General features: G+C 38.3%; 14 protein-coding genes and 1 other annotated feature. Of the genes, 12 read left to right on the forward strand and 2 right to left on the reverse strand.

The window, feature by feature from the left end; genetic code table 11:
* Window positions 1-288 precede the first annotated feature (288 nt).
* Window positions 289-1,326, forward strand: a complete 1,038-nt coding sequence (gene ispG, locus CLNEO_RS05935; protein WP_066086607.1) for a flavodoxin-dependent (E)-4-hydroxy-3-methylbut-2-enyl-diphosphate synthase — start codon at window positions 289-291, stop codon at window positions 1,324-1,326.
* A 27-nt stretch (window positions 1,327-1,353) separates the two neighbouring features.
* Window positions 1,354-5,688 carry a PolC-type DNA polymerase III gene (locus CLNEO_RS05940; RefSeq protein ID WP_083531873.1) on the forward strand — a complete coding sequence of 1,445 codons (4,335 nt, stop codon included), beginning with the start codon at window positions 1,354-1,356 and terminating at the stop codon, window positions 5,686-5,688.
* Window positions 5,689-5,769: 81 nt separating this feature from the next.
* On the opposite strand, the gene CLNEO_RS05945 is transcribed toward CLNEO_RS05940, so the two are convergent.
* Entirely contained in the window at window positions 5,770-6,351 is a 582-nt protein-coding gene (locus CLNEO_RS05945; RefSeq protein ID WP_066085915.1) for a DUF1836 domain-containing protein, read from the reverse strand.
* A 169-nt stretch (window positions 6,352-6,520) separates the two neighbouring features.
* On the opposite strand from CLNEO_RS05945, the gene trhA reads away from it, so the two are divergent.
* The 7 genes from trhA (at window position 6,521) to CLNEO_RS05980 (ending at window position 16,260) form a co-directional block, all read left to right on the forward strand.
* Window positions 6,521-7,174: a PAQR family membrane homeostasis protein TrhA gene (gene trhA, locus CLNEO_RS05950; RefSeq protein ID WP_066085918.1), complete on the forward strand. Its 654-nt coding sequence runs from the start codon at window positions 6,521-6,523 to the stop codon at window positions 7,172-7,174.
* 252 nt (window positions 7,175-7,426) lie between these two features.
* Window positions 7,427-7,912 carry a MarR family winged helix-turn-helix transcriptional regulator gene (locus tag CLNEO_RS05955; RefSeq protein ID WP_066085921.1) on the forward strand — a complete coding sequence of 162 codons (486 nt, stop codon included), beginning with the start codon at window positions 7,427-7,429 and terminating at the stop codon, window positions 7,910-7,912.
* A 2-nt stretch (window positions 7,913-7,914) separates the two neighbouring features.
* Window positions 7,915-9,651 carry an ABC transporter ATP-binding protein gene (locus CLNEO_RS05960; RefSeq protein ID WP_096348799.1) on the forward strand — a complete coding sequence of 579 codons (1,737 nt, stop codon included), beginning with the start codon at window positions 7,915-7,917 and terminating at the stop codon, window positions 9,649-9,651.
* Complete coding sequence (locus CLNEO_RS05965) at window positions 9,644-11,440, forward strand: ABC transporter ATP-binding protein (protein ID WP_066085923.1); 1,797 nt, start codon at window positions 9,644-9,646, stop codon at window positions 11,438-11,440. Before CLNEO_RS05960 ends, CLNEO_RS05965 begins: the two co-directional genes overlap by 8 nt.
* Before the next feature lie 83 nt (window positions 11,441-11,523).
* Window positions 11,524-11,741, forward strand: a binding site (T-box leader).
* A gap of 97 nt (window positions 11,742-11,838) precedes the next feature.
* Complete coding sequence (gene leuS / locus CLNEO_RS05970) at window positions 11,839-14,250, forward strand: leucine--tRNA ligase (protein ID WP_066085926.1); 2,412 nt, start codon at window positions 11,839-11,841, stop codon at window positions 14,248-14,250.
* A gap of 81 nt (window positions 14,251-14,331) precedes the next feature.
* Window positions 14,332-14,994, forward strand: coding sequence for a 4'-phosphopantetheinyl transferase family protein (locus tag CLNEO_RS05975; RefSeq protein ID WP_157723488.1), 663 nt, complete (start codon window positions 14,332-14,334; stop codon window positions 14,992-14,994).
* A 90-nt stretch (window positions 14,995-15,084) separates the two neighbouring features.
* Entirely contained in the window at window positions 15,085-16,260 is a 1,176-nt protein-coding gene (locus CLNEO_RS05980; RefSeq protein ID WP_066085932.1) for a murein hydrolase activator EnvC family protein, read from the forward strand.
* 708 nt (window positions 16,261-16,968) lie between these two features.
* On the opposite strand, the gene CLNEO_RS05985 is transcribed toward CLNEO_RS05980, so the two are convergent.
* Window positions 16,969-19,878: an insulinase family protein gene (locus tag CLNEO_RS05985; protein WP_066085934.1), complete on the reverse strand. Its 2,910-nt coding sequence runs from the start codon at window positions 19,876-19,878 to the stop codon at window positions 16,969-16,971.
* A 325-nt stretch (window positions 19,879-20,203) separates the two neighbouring features.
* Between CLNEO_RS05985 and CLNEO_RS05990 the strand changes: the two genes are divergently transcribed.
* The 3 genes from CLNEO_RS05990 to CLNEO_RS06000 are packed head-to-tail and all read left to right on the forward strand — an operon-like array spanning window position 20,204 to window position 23,980.
* Window positions 20,204-20,470, forward strand: a complete 267-nt coding sequence (locus CLNEO_RS05990; protein WP_066085936.1) for a hypothetical protein — start codon at window positions 20,204-20,206, stop codon at window positions 20,468-20,470.
* 19 nt (window positions 20,471-20,489) lie between these two features.
* A complete protein-coding gene (locus CLNEO_RS05995; RefSeq protein ID WP_066085939.1) occupies window positions 20,490-22,265 on the forward strand; it encodes a S8 family peptidase in 1,776 nt (591 codons plus the stop codon).
* On the forward strand, window positions 22,250-23,980 hold the full coding sequence (locus CLNEO_RS06000; RefSeq protein ID WP_066085942.1) for a S8 family peptidase: 1,731 nt from the start codon (window positions 22,250-22,252) through the stop codon (window positions 23,978-23,980). The genes CLNEO_RS05995 and CLNEO_RS06000 overlap by 16 nt, the downstream gene beginning before the upstream one ends.
* Window positions 23,981-24,076: the final 96 nt, after the last annotated feature.

Here is a 24,076-nt window from a genome sequence, read left to right on the forward strand (position 1 = left end):
TTGAAACAAGATAGGTTGTTTTGTATACGGCTCAAATGAATTTCATTTGGGCATTTTTTGTGCCGGAATTGAATTTTGCAAGGGTTTGCCTTTGTTGTGGGTAAATAAGAACTATGGTGCATTATGGTTGTGTTAATGCATAAAAAGTGTTTTATATAATTTTCCCATAAAGAAGTGGAAAGATTATTTTAAAAAAATTGAGCGCTGGAGAAAAAATATGATAAAATGATTTTGCAATCTATTTTAGGTATGCAAAATAAAAGGACGTGATTTGAAGTGCTTCGAAAAATGACCAAAGAAGTTCAGGTGGGACATATAAAAATAGGCGGTCAAAACCCGATTGTGTTACAATCTATGTGCAACACGGATACAAGAGATGTGGCGGCAACGGTAAAACAAATTTTACAGTTGGAAGAAGCCGGCTGTGAATTGGTGCGCGTTGCTATTTTAGATATGGAGGCCGCAAATGCAGTAGAAGAAATAAAAAAGCAAATTCATATTCCACTGGTTGCAGATATTCATTTTGATTACAAACTGGCACTCCGGGTGATGGATTTGGGCATAGATAAAGTTAGAATTAATCCTGGGAATATTGGTGAGGAAAGTCGCATCCGACAGGTGGTGGAAAAAGCGAAGGAAAAGAAAATCCCCATTCGCATTGGCGTAAACAGCGGCTCCTTGGAGAAAGACCTTATCCAAAAACATGGTGGGGTAACCCCCCGTGGGTTGGTAGAAAGCGCGTTACGTCATGTGAAAATTTTGGAAAAGTATGATTTTTTTGATATTGTAGTTTCCATTAAGGCATCGGATGTGCTATTCTCACTGGAGGCATACAAAATTCTTTCGGAAACCATTGATTATCCTATACATGTGGGGATTACAGAAGCCGGAACGGTTTATGGCGGCACGATTAAATCGGCGGTAGGTATCGGCGCAATTCTCGCCGCAGGCATTGGCGATACCCTTCGTGTTTCACTAACAGGCAACCCCGTGGAGGAAATTCGGGCTGGTAAGGAAATATTAAAAAGCCTTGGCTTGCGTAAATTTGGAATTGAGTTTATTTCCTGTCCCACCTGCGGAAGAACACAGATCGATTTGATTTCCATTGCCAACGAGGTGGAACGCCTTTGTCAGGGGATTGATAAAAACATAAAGGTTGCAGTCATGGGCTGCGTTGTCAATGGCCCTGGAGAAGCAAGAGAGGCAGATGTGGGAATTGCCGGCGGCAAAGGTGAGGGACTTTTGTTTAAAAAAGGAGAAATTATCAAAAAGGTACGGGAAGACGAATTGGTTTCTGCTTTAATGGAAGAAATAGAAAAGTATTAAAGATTAACCAAAGAAAGGAGGAACAGCATGACAGTACAAAGCTTTGAAAACGTTTTTCATAAAATTTCTCTTTCTTTTGGCGTAAAAAAGGCTTTCGCTGAAACAAAAGTCGAGAACCTAACAATTTTCAAAAAAGAGCGTGTTGTCGCTGTTGATATGATCTCACAAAAGCTGATTTCTTTGAATGAAGCAGAGAAATTAAAAGAAGAACTGAAGCGAGCTTTGCCTGGGATAAAAGAGATTCGTCTTTCCTTGAAATATTCTTTGGGTGAGCTGGATGAAAGCAGCTTTATTTCTAGTTATTGGGAAAATATTAAGGTCTATATTTCTCAGCAAAGTAAAATCTGTGCAGGAATTATCTCCGATGCAGAATGGAAGCTGAAAGACGGAAAGCTGTTAATCTATGTCAAAAACAATATGGCATATTATATGGCACAAAAAAAACTGGATAAAACGTTACAGCATATGATAATGCAAGAAACACAGCGCCCCTTTGTAATTCAGTTTAAAAATGTTGCTCAAACAGATGCTGAGGCTGAAATGTTTGAACGGGAAAAAGAAGCAAAGGAAAATGAATTTTTAGAACAGATTGTCTCTGCACAGGCAGAGGCTGCCCAGGAAAAATCTACGGCAGAGGCAGCAGGTATTTCCGATTCTGTACAAAAGGGAATTTTGTTTGGCAAGGAATGTGTAGGAAATAGAATACCAATTGTGGAAAGCAAAACGGTTGGGGAAACCGTGGTTATTGAGGGCATTATTTTCAACGTAGAAAGTAGAGAAATTAAAAGCGGTGATAAATATATTATTTCCTTTGATATTACGGATAAAACAGATTCAACCACTGTAAAATTCTTTGTAAAGAAAAGCATTTTTGACGGAGAACTGCAGGATCGTTTTAAAATGGGCGCTTGCATGAGGATACAAGGGGATGTTCAGTTTGATAAATATGCAAAAGAGATCAATATTATGGCGAAAAATATCAATCAAGCGAAGGCTGTTCCTCCCCGCATGGATCAGTCAGCAGAAAAAAGGGTTGAATTGCATTTACATACACAAATGAGCAGTATGGATGGGGTTACAGCAGTTAAAAACTATATCAAACGAGCTATAGATTGGGGGCATAAGGCAATTGCCATAACCGATCATGGCGTTGTTCAGGCCTTTCCTGATGCAATGAATGCCGCCGGAAAGTCTGATTTGAAGGTAATTTATGGCGTTGAGGCCTATTTGGTTGATGATTTGGGAAATGTTGTTACCATGTCGAGGGGGCAAAATCTGGATGATGATTTTGTGGTTTTTGATATTGAAACCACGGGGTTATCCAGAGAAACAGAAATGATAACGGAAATCGGCGCAGTAAAACTGCAAAACGGTAAGATTATTGACCGTTTCAGCTCCTTTGTGAACCCACAAAAACCAATTTCAGAAGAAATAACAAAGCTTACGGGAATTACTGATGAAATGGTGGCAGACGCACCAAAGATACAAGAGGTACTGCCAAAATTTTTGGAATTTGCAAAGGATGCCGTTTTGGTTGCCCATAATGCAAGCTTTGATACCGGCTTTGTGCGGGTGGCAGCGGAGCGTTATTGCAATATTGAGGTGGAAAATACAGTTTTGGATACCTTGGAACTGGCAAGAACCTTACTGCCCCAACTAAGCAAGCACAAATTAAACATCATTTGTGAGCATTTGAATATTTCTCTCGTTGGACATCATAGAGCAGTGAACGATGCCGAGGCAACGGCTGAAATGTTCCTAAAATTTATAGATATGATGGTTGAAAAAAAGATTTTTACTCTAGATGAAATCAATATTTTTTCCAGCCGAACGGTAAACTATAAAAAGCTTCGAGCACACCACGCAATTATTTTGGTGGAAAATTACACGGGTTTACGCAATTTATACGAATTGGTTTCTCTATCCCACATTGATTACTTTTACAGAAAACCCAGAATTCCCAAAAGCCAGCTCATGCGTTTGCGAGAAGGCCTGATTTTGGGCAGTGCCTGCGAGGCAGGGGAGCTTTACCGCGCCTTATTGGATAGTGCTCCAAAAGAAGTAGTCGAAAACATTGTGCGTTTTTATGATTATCTGGAAATTCAGCCGTTAGGTAATAATCGCTTCATGATTGACTCTCCAAAGGTTGCGGCCATTCGCTCCATGGAGGATTTGATTGCGATTAATAAAAAAATAGTAAATCTTGGCGAAAAATATCATAAGCCTGTAGTTGCAACCTGCGATGTGCATTTTATTGACCCTGATGATTCCGTGTATCGTAAAATAATTATGGCGGCTGAGGGCTTTTCCGACGCAGAAAATCAGCCACCTTTGTATTTTCGCACAACAGAAGAAATGCTGCAAGAATTTGCATATTTAGGCGATGACAAGGCAAGAGAAGTGGTTATCACCAACACCAATCTTGTTGCGGATCGTATCGAAAAGATCAAGCCCATTCCCGATGAAACCTTTCCACCCAAAATTGAAGGTGCGGATGACGAGCTTCGGCGGATTTGTATGGAAAAAGCTTATTCGATTTACGGCGATCCACTGCCGTCTATTGTGCAGGAGAGATTGGAAACCGAGTTAAATTCTATTATTAGCAACGGTTATGCTGTTCTTTATATTATTGCTCAAAAGCTGGTATGGAAATCTGTGGAGGACGGGTATTTGGTTGGTTCTCGTGGTTCCGTTGGTTCTTCCTTTGCGGCGAATATGGCGGGGATTACAGAGGTAAACTCTTTGCCGCCCCATTACGTTTGCCCCAATTGCAAGTATTCGGACTTTGAATCTGAAACAGTGAAGACCTATGCCCTTGAAGAAGCCTGCGGTTGCGATATGCCCGATAAAAATTGTCCCGTTTGCGGAGAAAAATTACATAAGGATGGCCATGATATTCCTTTCCAAACTTTCCTGGGCTTTGAGGGGGATAAGGAACCGGATATTGACTTAAACTTTTCCGGTGAATATCAACAGCGCGCTCATGCTTATACAGAAGAGCTATTTGGTGTTGGACATGTGTTTAAAGCCGGAACCATCGGGACCCTTGCCGATAAAACTGCTTATGGATTTGTAAAAAAATATTTTGACGAACGGGAGAAAATCGTACATAACGCAGAAATTAACCGTTTGGTGCTTGGATGCACCGGTATAAAAAGGACAACAGGGCAGCACCCAGGGGGGCTTATGGTTGTGCCCAATGATCATAGCATTTTTGAATTTTGTCCTATCCAGCGACCGGCAAATGATGTGAATTCCAAAATTACCACCACCCATTTTGACTATCACTCCATCAGCGGGCGATTGCTTAAGTTGGATCTTTTGGGGCATGACGATCCAACGGTAATTCGTATGCTATTTGATTTAACCGGAGTAAACCCTCAAACCGTGCCATTAGGTGATCCCGAAACTATGTCTTTATTTGAATCACCAAAGGCTCTTGGTGTTACGGAGGAGGAGATTAGCTGCAAAACAGGAACCTTGGGGATCCCCGAATTCGGAACGAAATTTGTACGAGGAATGCTGTTGGATACGAAACCAAAAACCTTTGCCGATTTACTGCGAATTTCCGGGCTTTCCCATGGAACAGACGTATGGCTTGGAAACGCCCAGACTTTAATAGAAAATGGGACAATCTCTCTAAAGGAAACCATATCTACCCGTGACAGTATTATGATTTACTTGATTAATAAAGGAGTAGACAAAAAGAAATCTTTTAAAATCATGGAAAAAGTGCGTAAGGGGAAAGGTTTGACTGAGGAGGATATTGCAGACATGAAGGCGAGCAATGTGCCTGATTGGTATATTGAATCCTGTCAGAAAATTAAGTATATGTTTCCTAAGGCCCATGCTGCTGCTTATGTTATGATGGCTTTTCGTATTGCCTATTTTAAAATTCATTATCCAGAGGCATATTATGCCGCATATTTTACCGTAAGGGCATGTGATGATTTTGACTACGCCTCAATGTGCAAGGGAATAGAAAAGGCAAAAGAGGCAATTAAGGAAATTCATGCAAAAGGCATGGAGGCAACAGCAAAGGATAAAAATAAGCTTACTGTTTTGGAAATTGTTGTTGAATTTTATGCCAGAGGCTTTCGTTTTTTACCAATGGATCTTTATAAATCAGACAGCAAAAAATTTATCGTAACAAAGGAAGGTCTGATTCCCCCCTTTAATTCTCTTCAGGGTCTTGGTACAACTGCCGCCGAAAGCATTGTGGCGGGGAGGGTAGACGGGGAATTCAATACATTAGAAGAATTGAAAAACAGGACCTCCTTAGGTCGTTCCCTTATCGATCTCCTAAAGGAAAACGGTGTATTGAACGGGATTCCTGAAACAAATCAGCTTAGCTTGTTTTAAGAATACATGTATAAAAAAAAAGACGTTACATAATATAAAAGGCGAAGCTTCGAAAACAAAACGACGCTTCGCCTTTTGAATTTAAAAATAAGAGTCCAGTGCTCTTTCCGCAAGCTGTTTTTCCGCATTTGCGCGAATGGCAAGAAGCAAAACTAGTAATATTTTTTTGCTTTTTTCCTCCTGATATTCATCAAGAATATCTTTTGTCGGATTTATGTTACTTTGAATGCCTTCTGTGGAAGACTGCATGTTTTGCTGAATGATTAGTTGTAATTTTGTAAAGCCCTTATAAATACTTCGGATAAAATCATCCTGCTCCTCAGTAGACTTTACGCTAAGAATCGGTTGAAATAAAATGCCAATGTCCCGAATAGATAGAACGGCTTTTAAGTGATAAATCATAATCAGAAGCATTAAATGTGTGGGGGTATACTTCTTTTTTAGGGGAGGCGGAAAAATTTTTGCTTTTGTATAATTGTTAATCATTGTTTTGGTAAGTATTTTATCGTCTTCATAACGCTTATACCTACCTAAGGCCTTATCCATAAATGTGGTTACTTGATCCATATATAAATCAATATTGGGGATATCATCGATACTAATGATTCCTGATGCCTTAATTTGCTGTGAAAAATTGTCTATAATTTTATCTAATGTGGTCATTTGTTCACCTCAAGCCTCAATCTATTTATTGTTCATTTATTATATATCATTTCATACATTGCAGCAAGATTTTATTACAAATTCTTCTTGTGTTGTTAAGGATAATATGCTATTATATGGATACAATACAACATAGTATCAATAACTACATGAAGGAGTTGTAATAAATATGGAAAGAATAAAATGCAAAATTAAAGACCCAATCAGTGCATTGACACATTTTATCGGCTTTATTGCCGTTATTCCTTGTTTTATCCTATTGATGCAAGATGCAAAGCAGAAGGCAAGCATATGGCATCTATTGGGATTCGCCGTTTTTGGCATATCTTTACTGCTATTATACGGTGCCAGCACAATATACCATACATTAAAGCTCTCACAAACCAAAGTCAATATTTTGCGTCGCATTGACCATATGATGATTTTTATATTAATTGCGGGAACATATACCCCAATTTGTCTAGTGTCTTTGCATGGCAAATGGGGCTGGACATTGCTGGTTCTGATTTGGGCATTTGCGTTGGCTGGGATTTTATTGAAAATTTTTTGGATGGATGCGCCAAGGTGGTTGTCAACGCTCATCTATGTAGTTATGGGGTGGCTGGCTGTGGTTGTATTTGTTCCCTTAGAAAAGGCAATTAGCTGGCATGGGGTTGGTCTTTTGCTGGCAGGGGGGATTGCTTATACTTTAGGTGCTGTCATCTATGCTTTGAAAAAGCCCAACATTACGTTTGAAAATTTTGGCTTTCATGAAATCTTCCATGTTTTTGTTATGATTGGCAGTAGTATTCACATCGCATTTATGTTCCAATATGTTTTATAATATATATTGACAAATTAAAATAAAGTGATAAAATAGTTAGGTATCTAAACATTAGATGCCTAACTGTTTTTTGTTTGTTTAACAATATTGTTTTTATTATTTATTCTTTGCAAAAGTTTTTTTTAATAGGACTTTGATAATAAAAGAAATGTATTCTGCTAAAAAACAATAAAGTGTTCTATGATAAAAGATACAATAGTTCATGGCTAAAGTTAAAAGTTATTATATTTCAGTGCTCGAGGAGGGGTAGTAATGTTTTTTTCTGATGAAATAGCAAAAAAACGGGAGGTTTTGGGAAATCATGTATCGGATTTTTCGTTTACGTTAAGTATAGTACTTAAGCTATATCATATGCATATGATGCGTAGCGCGCAGGAAATTGGGTTGTCAAGAGGACAACCGCGTATTTTAATGTCTTTGGCCACAAAAAATCTACAAACACAAAAAGAATTATCCGATTTTTTCCAAGTAAAACCTGCCTCTATGACAGATACCTTAAAGAGAATGGAGCGGGATGAATTGATTGAGCGTGTCAGAGATGAAAAAGACATGCGCAATATTCGTGTCAGCTTGACCCCAAAGGGATGGGACAAATTTCATGCGTTTATTAAAAAAGGTGCATCCATTGACGAAGTGGCTTTTGTTGGTTTTACTGAGAAAGAAAGGGACGTTTGCCTAAAATTATTTATGCGGATTTTAGACAATTTGAATAAGGAATTACAGGAAATGAGGGAATAGTCTTGAAAATAATTTTGAAATATATGAAACCATATAGAATACTAGCAATTTTGGCGCCGTTGTTTATGATGATAGAAGCATCGTCAGAGTTGATTATGCCAAAGCTAATGACACTACTGATTAATCAAGGTGTTGCTACATCCAATAGCAGTTATATTTTAAAAATGGGTGCAGCTATGATTTCCATTGCCATTTTGGGCATAATTGGCGGGATTGGCTGCTTGATCTGTGCCGCCATTGTAAGTCAGAGAGCAGGAGCGGATTTAAGAAAAGACTTGTTTATAAAAATTCAAAATTTTTCGTTCCATAACATAGATACGTTTCAGACGCCATCATTAATTACACGCTTAACCAATGATATTACGCAAATTCAAATGGTTATTCTTATGTCCTTGCGCATGTTGATACGCGCACCATTGCTTTGCTTTGGCAGTTTAATTATGGCTTTTACCATTAATGCAAAATTAGCCATGATCTTTATTATTGCTATTGCTATTTTAGGCTTAGCCATGTTTTTCATTATGCGTAAAGCAATGCCTAAATTCCAAATGGTTCAAAATAAGCTGGATGGTGTAAATACTGTTATGCGAGAATGCTTAGCGGGTATGCGTGTTGTGAAAGCTTTTGTTCGCCATGATTATGAAATGGATAAGTTTAATACTGCCAATGAGGATTATAAAGAGACGAACCTAAAGGCTTTTCGTATTGTGATAATAATGCTTCCTGCAATGATGCTTATTTTAAATGTTTCTGTCATTGCAATTCTTTGGTTTGGTGGAATTCAAGTTTACAGCGGCACACTGAGAATAGAAGAAATTATGGCTTTTATTACTTATTTAATGCAAATGGTCATGTCATTAATGATGATGGCTATGGTTTTTATGTATATCTCAAGAGCACAGATTTCTTTGAATCGTGTAAACGAAGTTTTGAAAGAAGAAATTGATATTGTTGATCCTGTGAAACCTGTTTTGCCGAAAAAAAATGAGGGAAAAGTTTCGTTTGACAATGTGTTTTTTCGATACGAAGGCGGCAGTGGAGAGCCTGTTTTGGAAGGAATCAGCTTTGTTGCAAATCCAGGAGAAACTATAGGAATACTTGGGGAAACCGGCTCAGGGAAATCAACCTTAGTAAATTTAATGCCACGACTTTACGATGTTTCCCAAGGTGCCATCTATATAGATGGCGTTGATGTACGTCATTATACAATTCATGAATTGAGAAAAAAAGTAGCCGTTATTTTGCAAGAAACCATTCTGTTTACAGGAACCATTCGCGAGAACATCAAATGGGGGAATAAAGACGCAACAGAGGATCAAGTCATTGCAGCGGCAAAAGCGGCACAAGCCCATGACTTTATTATGGAATTGCCAAACGGCTATGATACAGAGCTGGGACAAAAGGGTGTCAATGTTTCCGGTGGGCAAAAACAGCGTATTTCCATCGCTAGAGCCATTATCCAAAACCCCAATATCATAATTTTTGATGATAGTACCAGCGCCGTGGATTCTTTGACAGAAAAACGAATTCGACAGTCTATGATGGAATCTCATCGTCATTGCACAAAATTTATGATTGCTCAAAAAATCAGCTCTATAAAAGAAGCAGATAAAATTTTAGTACTGAAAGATGGGAAAATAGTGGCAGAAGGTAACCATAATAAACTTATGGAAACGAGTGTGGACTATCAGGAAATTTATTATTCTCAAATGAAGAAAGGGGGAGTGTTGGATGAATAATCCCCACATGGGCGGTCGGCCGCCAGCAAGCTTAAAAAAACCAAAGAATACAAAAAAGACACTTGCCAGGCTTTTGAAATATCTTAATAAGTATTGGCTGCAGTTGACAATTTCTATTATTTGTATTGCATTTGTAACGTTAGGAACCGTTTTTGCAACTCGGTTGATTGGCGTAGCGATTGACAAGTATATTATAACTTTCGACTTTCAGGGCTTGGCAAAGGTTTGTTCAATGCTTTTTGCAATCTACGTGGGTACCTCTTTATGTATGTGGATTCAGAGCAATTTGTTCCTTCACGTTGGCCAAAGCGTAGTTGCTACTATCCGTAAAGAAATATTTGAGAAAATACAACGGCTCCCGCTGAAATACTTTGATAATACAACTCATGGTGAAATAATGAGCCGAGTAACTAATGATGTCGATAATATTTCCATGGCACTTAACTCCAGTGTTTCTCAGGTGTTTCAAAGTGGGTTGACCTTAATTGGAACCTTGGCTATGATGCTTTATTTAAGTATTCCCTTGACGATTGCTACAATTATTACAATTCCCGTTATGCTTATTGCTACAAAGGCAGTGGCTTCGCGTTCTAGGAGGTATTACAAGGAAAAGCAGGAACGACTGGGTAAGCTTAACGGTTTTATTGAGGAAATCATTTCTGGGCAAAAGGTAGTTAAAGTTTTTTGTCAGGAAGAGGAAATAACAGATTCTTTTTCCAAGAAAAACACAGATTTACTAGAGGTGGGAATGAGAGCGGAAATTTTCTCGGGAATAGTTGGTCCTATTATGATGGCACTCAATAATGTAACCTATGCGATCGTAGTTGTAGGCGGCGGTTTAATGATGGTAATGGGATTGCCTATGACATTGGGAACCATTTCCAATTTTATCATTTACTCGAAGCAGTTTACAAGGCCTTTGAATGAATTGGCGAACCAAGTCAATGCCATGATGGCGGCTTTTGCGGGTGCTGAACGGGTGTTTGAGGTTTTGGATGAAGAAGAAGAATTGGAAGATGCGCCGGAATCCGTGGAGCTCAAAGCTGTACGGGGTGACGTAGTGTTTTCAAATGTTGATTTTTCTTACGAAGAAGGCCATCCGATTTTAAAGGAAATAAACTTATATGCAAAGCCTGGCCAAACCATTGCGCTAGTGGGTCCTACGGGTGCGGGTAAAACCACAATTATCAATTTATTAACACGCTTTTATGATATAGCTAAAGGAACAATTACCATTGATGGGTATGACATCAAAGACATTAAGCGGAAAAACATACGATCAACTTTAGGCATTGTATTGCAGGATACCTATTTATTTACTGACACAATTCGAGAAAATATTCGCTATGGCAGATTAAACGCAACGGACGAGGAAATTATTGAAGCTGCAAAGCTGGCGAATGCCCATGAATTTATCCGCCGGCTACCGGATGGCTACGACACCGTTTTATCTGACAGCGGCGGCAATTTAAGCCAAGGGCAGCGGCAGATGCTGGCTATTTCCAGGGCAATATTGGCAAATCCATCTATATTAATTTTAGATGAAGCCACCAGCAGCGTGGACACGCGAACAGAGGTAAAAATCCAAGAAGCAATGCATAATTTGATGAAAGGTCGAACCAACTTTGTAATTGCCCATCGTTTAAGCACCATACGAGAAGCAGATTTGATTGCAGTAATCAACCACGGAGAAATTATTGAACGGGGAAATCATAAAGAATTAATGGAAACAAAAGGATTTTATTACAACCTATATCGTAATCAATTTGAATCAAATGGGGCGGGTTGACCCATGGTTGTAGACTGTATTCTTTTAAAAAATAACTAAAAACACTTGATTTTTATTGTTAAATATGTTATAAATAGTCTCGTGAATAAACTTTGAAGAGGAAGAGTACAATACGAAATGTTTTTTCAGAGAATTGGCGGTTGGTGCGAGCCGATAAAAACACGTTTTGGAACTGGCCTTGGAGTTTTGCCCCCAAAATCAGCTTTGATTAGTAAGCGGCAACGGTAGCCACCGTTATTGGTTTTGAGTGTGCCTTTTGGCAAACTAGAGTGGTAACACGGAGTGTCCCTTCGTCTCTAATTGAGACGAAGGTTTTTTTATTTTTACAAAAAAGGATAAAGTTAAATTGGTAAACATGCAGAGCTTTATGAAAAAGTTTTGTTAAGGAGGAATTGGCAATGAACAGTCACTATGAATTTACGGAAATTGAAAAAAAATGGCGTGCGGAGTGGGAAAAGAATCCCATTAACGTAGAAGATGATAAAAAACCGAAATTTTACTGCTTGGATATGTTTCCTTATCCATCCGGTACAGGGCTTCACGTTGGCCACTGGAGAGGCTATGTTTTAAGTGACGTTGTGAGCAGATATAAGGTGCTACAGGGTTTCCAGGTGCTTCATCCCATGGGTTGGGACGCTTTTGGTTTGCCCGCTGAGAATTTTGCCATTAAAAATAATATTCATCCTCGTATCTCCACGGCGGATAATATTACAAATGTAAAACGTCAACTGCATGAAATCAGTGCGATTTACGATTGGGATAAAGAGGTTGATACTACAGACCCTGGCTATTATAAATGGACACAGTGGATTTTTGTCCAAATGTTCAAAAAAGGCTTGGCTTATGAAAAGCAGATGCCTTTGAACTGGTGCCCTAGCTGTAAATGTGTTTTGGCTAATGAGGAAGCAGCCGGAGGTACTTGTGAGCGTTGTGGCGCAACGGTAACAAAGAGGAACCTTCGTCAGTGGATGCTGAAAATCACAGCATACGCAGACAGATTGCTGGAAGATTTGCAGCAGCTGGATTGGTCTGAAAAGGTTAAAAAGATGCAGTCTGATTGGATTGGAAAGAGCTATGGTGCTGAGGTAGACTTTAAAATAAGTGGTAGCGATAATAAAATTTCTGTTTTTACAACAAGACCTGATACACTTCACGGCTGTACCTTTATGGTTTTGGCTCCCGAATATAAAGGGCTTGATGAAATTGTAACACCTGAATGCAAGGAAGCTGTGAACCAGTATTGCTTTGATGCTTCCACCAAATCCTCTGTTGACCGTATGACAGATAAAGAAAAGACAGGCGTATTTACCGGCGCTTACTGTGTGAACCCTGTAAACGGCAAAGAAATTCCTGTTTGGGTTGCCGATTATGTGTTGGCTGATTATGGTACCGGCGCAGTTATGTGTGTACCCGCCCATGATGAACGTGACTTTGATTTTGCCACAAAATTTAATTTGCCTATTGTTCAGGTCATTTTACCTGAAGGTACAGAAGAAAAGCCTTTGACTGAAGCATATGCTGGCGATGGTGTTATCATTAACTCTGGTGAGTGGAACGGCATGAAGGCATTTGAGGCAAAGAAAAAAGTGCCTCATATGATGGAAGAACAGGGACTTGGTAAGAAAACCGTAAATTATAAATTACGCGACTGGGTATTTTCCAGACAAAGATATTGGGGCGAACCCATTCCTATTATCCATTGTGATCATTGCGGCGCCGTTCCTGTTCCCGAGGATCAGCTGCCTGTATTGCTCCCCGAGGTGGAGTCCTACAAGCCTACGGATACCGGTGAATCTCCTTTGGCTCAAATTGATGAGTGGGTAAACACAACCTGTCCTGTTTGCGGTAGACCTGCAAAAAGAGAAACAAATACAATGCCTCAGTGGGCAGGCTCCAGCTGGTATTTCCTGCGCTATGTTGATAATCATAACGATAAAGAGCTGGCAAGTATGGATGCGTTGAAAAAATGGGCACCTGTGGACTTGTATGTTGGTGGTATTGAGCATGCGGTACTACACTTATTATACGCACGTTTCTATACAAAATTCTTATATGATATTGGGGCAGTGCCTTTTGAAGAACCATTCCAGAAGCTCTTTAACCAGGGCATGATTACAAAAAACGGCGGCAAGATGAGTAAATCCTTGGGCAACGTTGTATCTCCTGATGAATTAGTGGAAAAATACGGCTGTGATTCCTTGAGAATGTACGAGTTGTTTGTTGGGCCGCCTGAAATGGATTGTGACTGGGATGACAGCGGTATTGATGGCGTATTCCGTTTCTTAAACAGAACTTGGAAAATGATTTATTCCTACAAAGATGCTCCTGTTCAGGCAAGCAAAGATGAGGAATTTATTTGCAATAAGTTGATTTCTGATATTACCAGCCGCTTGGAAGCATTGACAATGAATACTGTTGTTAGCGGGTTCATGGAATACTCTAACAAGTTGAATGACATTGCAAAAAAACAAGGTGGCCTTTCCAAAGAAACCTTGGATACGATTGTTATTTTATTGGCTCCCTTTGTACCTCATATTTCCGAGGAGCTTTGGAAGGAGTTAGGCCACACAGATTCAGTTTTTGCAGCAGGATGGCCTCAGGTTGATGAAAGCAAACTTGTACAAGATACCATTGAAATTGCAATACAAGTGAGCGGAAAATTGAGAGGTACAATGGAAATTTCCACAAGCGCTGCAAAGGACGCAGTTTTAGCCCAGGCAAAAGAGGTTTTGGGCAACCGCTTGGAAGGAAAAGAAATTGTAAAAGAAATTTATGTACCGGGCAGAATTGTAAACTTGATTGTTAAATAATCAAATCATAATTGAAGGCAGAGTTGTTAGAGATGTACTCAGGCAGCTCTGCTTTTTGTACGATGAGGTGTAATCAATGTGATGGAATTACTGATAATGGACGCAGATGAACTGCAGAATCATGAAAAATTTCAAAAAGCTATGGAGTTGGTTGGAGCAGAAAGACGCAATAAGGTAGAAAAATTGCTGAAAGCGGAAAGAAAAAGACTTTCTTTGGCTGCCGGATTATTATTAAAGTACGCTTTTTTTTCTGCAGGACACTCCGACTTATATGAAGAAATACAAATCACGGAGCATGGCAAGCCATATTTACCGAGGCATGAATTTTATTTTAGCTTATCTCATTCGGGAAGGTTTGCAATTTGTGGGTTTTCTGATAACCCAATTGGCTGTGATATTGAAAAAGCACGAGAAAAATTGCCTCGTACAGAAAAGATTTTTTCACCTGATGAAGCAAATATATTTGGGAAACTGGAGGACGATAAAAAAATATCCTTCTTTTTTCATCTTTGGACATGTAAAGAGAGCGTTGCAAAATGGATTGGAAAGGGGATTGCCTATCCCTTTGAAAGCTTTTCTGTTATGGGTGGAGAACAGGTGAACCATTCTGTCTTTATTAACGAAACAGAGTTGTTTTTAAAATCATTTTACAAAGAAAACTACACAATTTCATTATGCGCCCAATCCGCTGAATTTCCGAAAGAAATGCAAAAATTGGATTGGAATATTTTGATGAATCATTAAAAATTAAGAAATGACGGTTTACCGTTGAAAATTGTCGCAAAATCTGTATAATATAAGAAGACAATTTGTGATAATGAAGAGGTTTAAAAAATGAAAATACTAAAAAAAGTTACCTGTCTTGTTTTAACGGTATTTTTAGCTGTCGGTTATTTTCCCACCAACAGTACAGGTGCCGCCACCATTGCAGAGTTAGAGGCAAAAAGAAAAAATCTTGCGCAGCAAACGCAAAATGCAAGAAAAGAAATAGAAAATATCAAATCAAAACAACTTTCCGTAGAAGAAGAAATTGATTCTATGGATAAGGTTATGAATAGTTTGCAGGCAGAGTTGGATAATGCCCAGTCTGATTTGGATGAATTAACAGTGGCGCTTAATGCTGCTGAAAAGGAATTAGAAGCGGCTTCTGCCAAGCGAGAGGAGCAATTTCGCCTTTTAGGCAGCCGTATGCGTTTTCTTCAGCAAAAGGGTGCTGCGGGCTATTTGGAAATTCTTTTAGAATCGGAAAGCTTTTCTGATTTATTCTTGCGAATGCAATATGTAAATGATATTATGTCCTTTGATAAAGATATTTTGGACAAGCTTCAGGAAATTCAAAATACTATTCAGGCAAAAAAAGATGAGATCTCGGAGAACCATGCTGCGCAAGAGGAAGTAGTTGCCTTACAGAGAGAAAAAGTTGATAGCATGGATAGCTTAATATCTGAAAAAAAGAGTCTGTTAGCGTCTTACGCCAATGACGCGAAAAAGCAAGAGCAATTGATTGCTGCAAATGCCAAGGCAGATCAGCAGGTTTTAAACTTAATTGCACAGCAATCAGGAAGTGCCACGCCATACTACACAGGTAATGGTACTTTGGGTTGGCCTGTTCCCGCAAAATCGGCTTCTTCTTCCAGCCTAAGCAGCGGTTTTGTTAAAAGAATAAACCCGGTTACAGGTAGAAGCGAAAGCCATAGTGGTTATGATATTCCCGCGCCATATGGTTCGGCCATTGTCGCCGCAGAGGCAGGCAAGGTTACATATTCAGGCTGGATGAATGGTTATGGTTATACCGTGGTTATTGACCATGGCGGCGGCCTATCCACTCTATATGGACACAACTCTTCTCTGGTTGTTTCAAAAGGCCAAATGGTAACAAGAGGGCAGACAATCGCAAAATGCGGTAGTACAGGGATTTCCACAGGAAATCATTGTCATTTTTCTGTTTTAGTAAATGGTGCATATGTGAATCCCGAGTCATACTTAGGTGTTAAAAATATTTCATATTAATCAAATTTTTAAGTGAAACATAACTAAAAGAAAATTTTTTGAAAGATGAGGGTCCTCTGAAAACTTTAAGATTCTAAGTTTTTAGAGGGCTCATTATTATTTTAGTGCATGTTTACCATAACAACATTATGTAAACATTATGCATCTCGGAGGATGCATTAAAAAATGATAGCCAATATAGTTTAAATACTCAATTTTGATTATTTTCCCAGACAATTAAAACAAGGGAATGGGACAAATCTTCCTTGACGGAAATGTTGAGATTTAAGGGGGCGTTTGCAAGTATGGATATTGTGCAAGGCAGTGAATTTATCGTTATAAATCGATGGAATCCTTTTCAAAGAAAAAGCTGTTTTTCAATGAAATTAAAATGAAAATAAAATAAATGCAACACGAGGTTGAAAAATTTTAAAACGCATTTTTTAGGGGTTTACTTCTTAGCGATGTTTGATCGGATAAATTTAAGCTTCATATGATAAATTTATTTAAACAAATTTATCTGAAGAAAGCATAGAAAGAGATCAAAAGGATCGTTATAGCAGCCAAAACTTTGTTATTACTAATTTTCAGCACAACTATTCGTAAAAGTTGTGTTTTGCGAATAGTTGTGCTTTGCCCCTTCTGCATTGCTTTGCGAAGGTAATTTTTATAACTGGTCATTTTTGCTATAGCAAAACCCGCAGATGCAGTCCTGCGGGTTTTAATTTTTTATGGAATTAATTTTTGGATTGAATCAAAGAAATCACTATTTACATTTATTTTTCCTTCATTGCCAATTGTGCAATAATTTTTTGAGCTGGTTACAGCTTGAAGCAACTCTTTAAATTCTAAAATATCTTTTTTTGTGGTTTGAATAACTTGATTTCGTTCAATCAATTCAAAATCCTGTTCATAGCCTTGATATTCTTTATTAATTGCATCATTGAGTCGCTCAATATTTGTTTTTGGTTGATCCAATCGATTGATTGTACCCAAAATGTATTTGGTCATTTCTCTATCTGAAGCACTGAAATTCCCAAGCATTTTCCATAACGTCTCGTATATTTTATAGGTTTCTTTAATATTGGGATCTCGATATGAGTAAAAATAGCAAATACCATTCGGCTGAAAGTTGCATCCGCTGCCATAGGCACCGCCTTTTACACGCACTTCATTCCACAAATACTCTAAATTCAAAATTGTTTTTAACACCTGCATCTTACCACTATAGGAAAAACCACTTCTTTTAAAATCAGCGGCTAATATATTGTAAAGAACGCCGCTATTGGCTGTAAATGCTGTTGAAACTGGGTTGCTAACAAAATTATAGTTTTCGTGACAATTTTCCAAGCCTAAATCCAAGCATTCCAAAAGCTCATCACGAAAAGTAATAGCATTCTCCACATTATTTTTCTCACAGCCAAAGGAAATATTAAAATTTCTTTTTGAAAACAAAACATTCACTGTTTCCTTCAATTTTTCTAATACTTTTTCAGGTTCTTTAGATAGTAACTCATCAACTTCAGTAAGAAAATGAAAGTACTCAATTCCGCTTGTGATTTCTTTTATCCTTCCGCCACGGGATATACGACCAACGCTGTAATAAATCCCAACTGAATGGGAGTAGTTGGTGAGGTAATTCTCTCCCTTTATTTTTGCTGCACGAACAATTTTTCTCAAACTATCCAATGCTTCAAAGTTTGTATTCAATAAAATTTCTTTGGCTAATGCTACGGCTTCATTTATGTCTTCCTTTAAAAACTTGCTTTTCATTGTAAGAAATGAATGGTATGCCTCCGTATTTTTACTATAGACATCATTTTGAAAAGAAAATCCGCCAAAAACTTTGTTTATTATCAATGGCAATTCCTGATAGGCATATTTTTTGGTATCCAATTTTCCTAAAACATCGGTTAAAAGCCCTGCGTATGGAAGAAGCTCCTCGCTCAAGCAATCTGTATCGAAATGCAGCTTCAAATATATGATACCGTTGCTTTGCATTGGAACAAAAATTTGACTGCCCTCTCCTACTCTGCTTTTTTCATAAACAGATATTGGAGGATTGGTATCTATTTGTGATAGCTTTAGTATGGGAATTTGCGCCAGAACCTCTGGTGCGTCTTTCGTATGCTGGAAAAGCTCTAGTTTTTTTGTTTCATCATGGATGCGTTCCAATTCCTTTTGGTTAAAGGACACTTTTTTTTCCTTCATTTTTTGCTGGAAGGCTTCTTGCATCATATTTTCCTTGTTTTTATCAGGAGAAAAAACCAGTATATTTTTATGCTCGTTTAACAAAATTCGATCTTCTATGATAGACTTCCAATCGTAATTTGGATTTTTGATTTTTTCAAGTGCTTCAAAATGGCGCAGACATTGAAACGGTCTTTTCCCGTGGAGCCAGCTTTTCATTGACTTCATACCATAAATAAGGCCTTTTGGGGTTGAACCGTAATCCTCTTCTTTTAATAGGAAGGAAAGTCTTCTTAAACTGCTGGATAAAAGCTCCTGGTCAAGGCCGTCATTTATTATGTTTTGTAACGTTTGTTCAATTATTTTTTCAAAATCCTCTACTTTTGACACAGCAGCATTTTTTGCAACAATACTGAAAACCATTTCATAAGCCGAGGAATCAAACCACCCTTCTGTTTCGTCGCAAATTTTTCCATCCATTAAGGCAGTCTTTAATACGGATGCATTTGTTTCCAATAAAATATAGGAAAGCACCTGCATTGCCATGGTAAGCTCTTCATCGGTACATAACCCCACGTTTACAGAATATGCCAAGTATCCAGTTTCGTCGTCACTGTCTGTTGGAAAGGTTTCATGCTGAATTTTTTGTATTGATTTTTCTTTCGTTTCTTTGATTTCCGGCAAATCACCAGTGCGTACAAATTGATTCAGATATTCATTGCCAATGTGTATCAAACAGCGTTCTAAATCCATATCTCCATACAAATAAATATATGAATTGGAGGGATGATAATATTTTTCATGGAAAGACAAAAAATTTTCATAAGTCAAATCGGGGATTGCCTCAGGCGTACCGCCGGATTCAAAGCCATATGTAGTTTTTCCAAACAAGCTTCTGGAAATAGCCCCTTGCAGTAAACTTTCCGGGTCAGAAAGTGCCCCTTTCATTTCATTATAAACGACACCGGTAACATCAAGTTCCCCTGTTTCTTCATGAATAAGATAGCGCCATCCCTCCTGCATAAAAATTTCCTTTTTTATGTATATGTTGGGGTAAAAAACCGCATCTAAATATACATCCATTAAATTATGAAAGTCCTCCTCGTTGCAGCTGGCAATAGGATACATTGTTTTATCCCCATAGGTAAATGCATTTAAAAAAGTATTTAAAGATCCTTTTGCCAATTCGTTGAAAGGATCTTTTGACGTATATTTTCTCGAGCCACATAACACAGAATGCTCTAAAATATGGGGCGTTCCACAATCATCCTCCGGCGGTGTCTTAAATGATATTGAAAAAACCTTATTACTATCACTGGATTTTATATAAAAGAGTCTTGCTCCACTTTTTATGTGCTCAAATAAGTAAGCGTCTGCGTGAATATCTTTTATGGTTTCTTTTTCCTTAAGCAAAAAACCATGAATCATAGAATTAAGTTTTATTTCCATAAGTTTAACCTCCTTCAAAATTTCTTATTCTTGTAATATAGCAATGGTAAAGCCAATACAATCTGTTATTTAGTTTATCATAGGTTGGGTAAAAAGACTAATATTTTGTTGTATGAAAGGTAATATGAGTAAATATTTGATTACTATAATTACTTTTCCTATTCATTTTGATTTTCCCTATCCTTTAATGCTTATTTTCCCTATCCTTTAATGCTTAAAGTACACAGGCTGACGACAGTGAAGCATCCTTTCAAGCACAAGGTACAGACATTAAAATTTAACTTTCATAATATAATGTATGAATATAGCTGAGAGGGTGACGATTATGCATTATAACTCTTGCCGATTGAATGGGGCACAAAAAGCCGTTCTAAAATATACCCCCAAAAATAATCATATTTTAAATGCAACCCTTTGTTCTTTGTTGAAAAATCAGGAAAACACAATTGTATATCTAACGTTAAAAAATGATGAAGCTTTTTGGTTTTTAATAAAAGAGTGTAATGAAAAGCAGCTGATAGGTTTTGCAAAGCTGGATCAAACATGGGTTCATAAGTTGATTGAGGTTTCGAATATTCGCACTTTTTGTTAAGCCGAGGGGGTATAACAATATGCAAAAGAAAATAAAGAATTCTGGATTTTCTCGGACGAAGGAATTATTTGCTACGGAAATAACAAATGGATTTGAGTTCGCTGAAGTCTTAGATTTGCTGGAAGATGAAAACGAAATAGAAGTAATTGTGAAATTCAATGGGGATATCGAGAGAGTTGCAGCGGAACTGGATGCAGAAGCAGAAATCATTTATCTAAATTATGCAATTATTACGATTGATAAAACAAGGATTGGTCTTTTAAACACCTATTCAGAGGTTGAACATATCGAATTGCCGAAAAATTTATATTTTAATGGCCCCAGTAATCTCATAAGCACATGCGTAACCTCTGTTCAAAGAACCGATGGATTTAATTTAAGTGGAAGAGGCGTCATTGTTGCAATCATAGATTCTGGGATAGATTATATGCACCCGGATTTTCAAAATAATGATGGAACAAGCAGAATTTTGTTTATATGGGATCAAACACTGCAAGGCACCCCGCCATTTGGCTTTTATGGTGGCGTTGAATATAACAATCAGCAAATTAATAATGCCATAGAAAGTGCAAATCCTCGTCAAATTGTTCCAAGTGTTGATACCAATGGGCATGGAACGGCAGTTGCCGGCATTGCAGCAGGAAATGGAAGAGCAAGTGATGGTGTGAATCGCGGCGTTGCTACGGAGGCAGACATTATTGCCGTAAAGGTTGGGTATAGAGGCTATGAATCCTTTGCTAGGTCTACGGAACTAATGAGAGCATTAAAATATGTAATTGACAAGGCAAGACGTTTTAATAAACCTGTTTGTATTAATATGAGCTTTGGGATGAATAATGGTTCCCACCAAGGAGATTCCCTTTTTGAAACATTTATTACGGCAATTTCTACTAACTGGAAATCTGCAATTGTAATTCCTACTGGTAATGAAAGCTCTGCCGGACATCATTATCAGGGCAGAATTAGCTCAAACGAAGTGCAGGAGATTGAATTTTTTGTGGGTCCCGGGCTGGAAACTTCATATTTATCCATATGGAAAAACTTTGCTGATAATTTTTCTGTTGAAATGATTTTTCCGGACGGAAGCTCAACGGGTGTCGTCGGTGTCGAAAGCCAGACAAAAACAATTCGACGGCCTGGATTTACTACAAATATTTTTTATGGCCAGCCTTCTCACTACTCAACAGCGCAAGAAATTTTTTTTGTTTCAAATGTCACTGGAGAGCCTTTTTTTCCGGGCATCGTCAAATTAAGAATTATAGCGCAACAAATTGTTGATGGAAATTATAACATTTGGCTTCCAACGCTAGAAGAGGTTACAGAACAAACCTTTTTTGCCAATCCATCCATTTACAATACCATGACCATTCCCGCTACAGCAGCAAAAGTAGTACGGGTTGCCGGTTATAATGATCGTGTGGGTAATATAGCAGTATTTTCGGGCAGAGGAAGTGTTGATGACATCAACCATATTCCGGATATTGCTGCACCGGCAGTCAATATATTATCCACAAGAAGCGGAGGTGGTTATGATACCTTTACGGGTACCAGTGTTGCTGCCCCCTTTGTGACCGGTGCGGCTGCTTTGATGATGCAATGGGGAATTATTCAAAATAACGACCCATTTCTTTATGGAGAACGTTTGAGGGCCTTCTTACGGTTGGGTGCGCAAAGAAGGCCTGATATTGTCTATCCGAATGCATCCTTTGGCTATGGAACCCTTTGCTTATACGATACCATGCAATATTTAGTTGAATATAGATTAGGAGGAGATTACTTTTGGCTGCAAATATAGACGAAAACGATTTACCGTTGTCGGAATTTATAAAACTACCCACAACTGTGGACTTTAACGTAATCAATACAGATCGTTTCAAATTATTTATACAAGACAAACCCTATATAAAATTAGGGGATCAAATGGCAAACGAGCTAGTGGTTGTGTATACTAATAAAAACAATTTACCTCTTTTGTTTGAAGAATTGGGAAATGATTTTAATGAATTTTTCCCCAAAATCATGTCTCCCTTGGATAGCAAGAGCAATGAAGATAGTGGGATTGCACAAATTTTAAATCAGCCTTTTTTAAATCTCACCGGCAGAAATGTCATCATTGGCTTTGTAGATACGGGGATAGACTACACTAAGGAGGCATTTCGTTTTGAGGATGGCTCCACAAAAATACTTTATATTTGGGATCAAACCATTGATGGAAATCGGCCTGATTATCTTTATTTTGGTTCCCTTTATACACAAGATGATATCAATCGAGCTTTGAATTCCGATGATCCCTACTCTATCGTTCCTTCTATAGATGAAGATGGACACGGAACCTTCATGGCATCCGTTGCTGCCAGTAACGAAAGAGGTGAATATATCGGCGCTGCGCCAAAGGCTTATATCATAGCAGTAAAGCTACGCCGAGCCAATGAATATTATATTGATAAATTTCTCTTGCCAAAGGATAATCCGAATCTCTATCAATCCACCGACTATGTTTTAGGCATGAAATTTATTATGGATCGTTCAGAGGAAATAAATCTACCTATTGTAATGTGTATCACTATGGGCTCAAACAGCAGTGGGCATGACGGAAATACCCTATTTGAGGATTATATTTCTTTTGTTTCTCAAAGAGCAGGCTATGTTTTTGTTGCAGCAGCAGGAAACGAAAGCAACGCAAGGCATCATACCCAGGGATTAATACCAAGAACAGGTACCACAGATACCTTTAGTGTGAAAGTAGGAAGACAGGATGATTCCTTTATTCTATCCATATATGGACCTGCCTATGACAAGGTATCTGTTAGTGTCACCTCCCCCACAGGAGAGGTGATTGCAAGGCTGCCATTTCGGGTGGGTCTAAAGTACAGTGAAAAGCTGATTTTTGAAAATACAACTATAACCATTGAATATTATAAAGGCGTGAATAATATCACTTTCATTGGATTTGAACTTGCAACAGAAGGAATTTGGGACATTACACTTTTTGGAGATGCTATTGTAAGTGGAGAATACCATGCATGGCTACCTATTACAGGGCAAATCAGTCCTTTTGTTGAAATGTTTCAGCCTGTTCCAGAATATACCATTGTTTACCCGGCAACTGCTCTTAGGTGTGTCACCTGTGGGGCATATAACAGCACTGATAATAGCCTTTATATTTCTTCTTCTTGGGGACCAACAAGATTACCTCGAATGTCTCCTGATTTGGTAGCTCCTGGGGTTAATGTAGGCGGCATCTATCCCACAGGCTACGGCACAAAAACCGGAACTAGCGTTTCAGCAGCGGTTACTGCAGGGGCGGCAGCTCTTTTACTTGAATGGGGCCTCCTTCAGGGAAATATTCCTGCTATGGATGGGGATTTAGTCAGAACATTTTTAATCAGCGGAGCTACCCGTGATGAAAATATGTTGTACCCTAATATAAAATGGGGCTATGGAAGACTTGACTTATATGGTAGTTTCACCGTCATAAAAGAATCTGTGATTAACTATTATTTATTATAGTACAATTTGAGAACCCCCCTCTTTGCCAGCTTTTAGTGCAATAACCTTTTAGACTGTACTGCATTTTCTTTTAAAAAATGTAGCAAATGCAGTCTA

Origin of the sequence: Anaerotignum neopropionicum (assembly GCF_001571775.1) — a bacterium.
In the GTDB taxonomy this organism is placed as follows: domain Bacteria; phylum Bacillota; class Clostridia; order Lachnospirales; family Anaerotignaceae; genus Chakrabartyella; species Chakrabartyella neopropionicum.

What these genes read in the sequence shown, in the direction of transcription:
- CLNEO_RS05955 (WP_066085921.1), top strand. Translation starts at nt 7,427, where the DNA reads ATGTTTTTTTCTGATGAAATAGCAAAAAAACGGGAGGTTTTGGGAAAT.
- trhA (WP_066085918.1), top strand. Translation starts at nt 6,521, where the DNA reads ATGGAAAGAATAAAATGCAAAATTAAAGACCCAATCAGTGCATTGACA.
- CLNEO_RS05975 (WP_157723488.1), top strand. Translation starts at nt 14,332, where the DNA reads ATGGAATTACTGATAATGGACGCAGATGAACTGCAGAATCATGAAAAA.
- CLNEO_RS05995 (WP_066085939.1), top strand. Translation starts at nt 20,490, where the DNA reads ATGCAAAAGAAAATAAAGAATTCTGGATTTTCTCGGACGAAGGAATTA.
- CLNEO_RS05945 (WP_066085915.1), bottom strand. Translation starts at nt 6,351, where the DNA reads ATGACCACATTAGATAAAATTATAGACAATTTTTCACAGCAAATTAAG.
- CLNEO_RS05985 (WP_066085934.1), bottom strand. Translation starts at nt 19,878, where the DNA reads ATGGAAATAAAACTTAATTCTATGATTCATGGTTTTTTGCTTAAGGAA.
- CLNEO_RS05990 (WP_066085936.1), top strand. Translation starts at nt 20,204, where the DNA reads ATGCATTATAACTCTTGCCGATTGAATGGGGCACAAAAAGCCGTTCTA.
- CLNEO_RS05940 (WP_083531873.1), top strand. Translation starts at nt 1,354, where the DNA reads ATGACAGTACAAAGCTTTGAAAACGTTTTTCATAAAATTTCTCTTTCT.
- ispG (WP_066086607.1), top strand. Translation starts at nt 289, where the DNA reads ATGACCAAAGAAGTTCAGGTGGGACATATAAAAATAGGCGGTCAAAAC.
- CLNEO_RS05965 (WP_066085923.1), top strand. Translation starts at nt 9,644, where the DNA reads ATGAATAATCCCCACATGGGCGGTCGGCCGCCAGCAAGCTTAAAAAAA.
- leuS (WP_066085926.1), top strand. Translation starts at nt 11,839, where the DNA reads ATGAACAGTCACTATGAATTTACGGAAATTGAAAAAAAATGGCGTGCG.
- CLNEO_RS05980 (WP_066085932.1), top strand. Translation starts at nt 15,085, where the DNA reads ATGAAAATACTAAAAAAAGTTACCTGTCTTGTTTTAACGGTATTTTTA.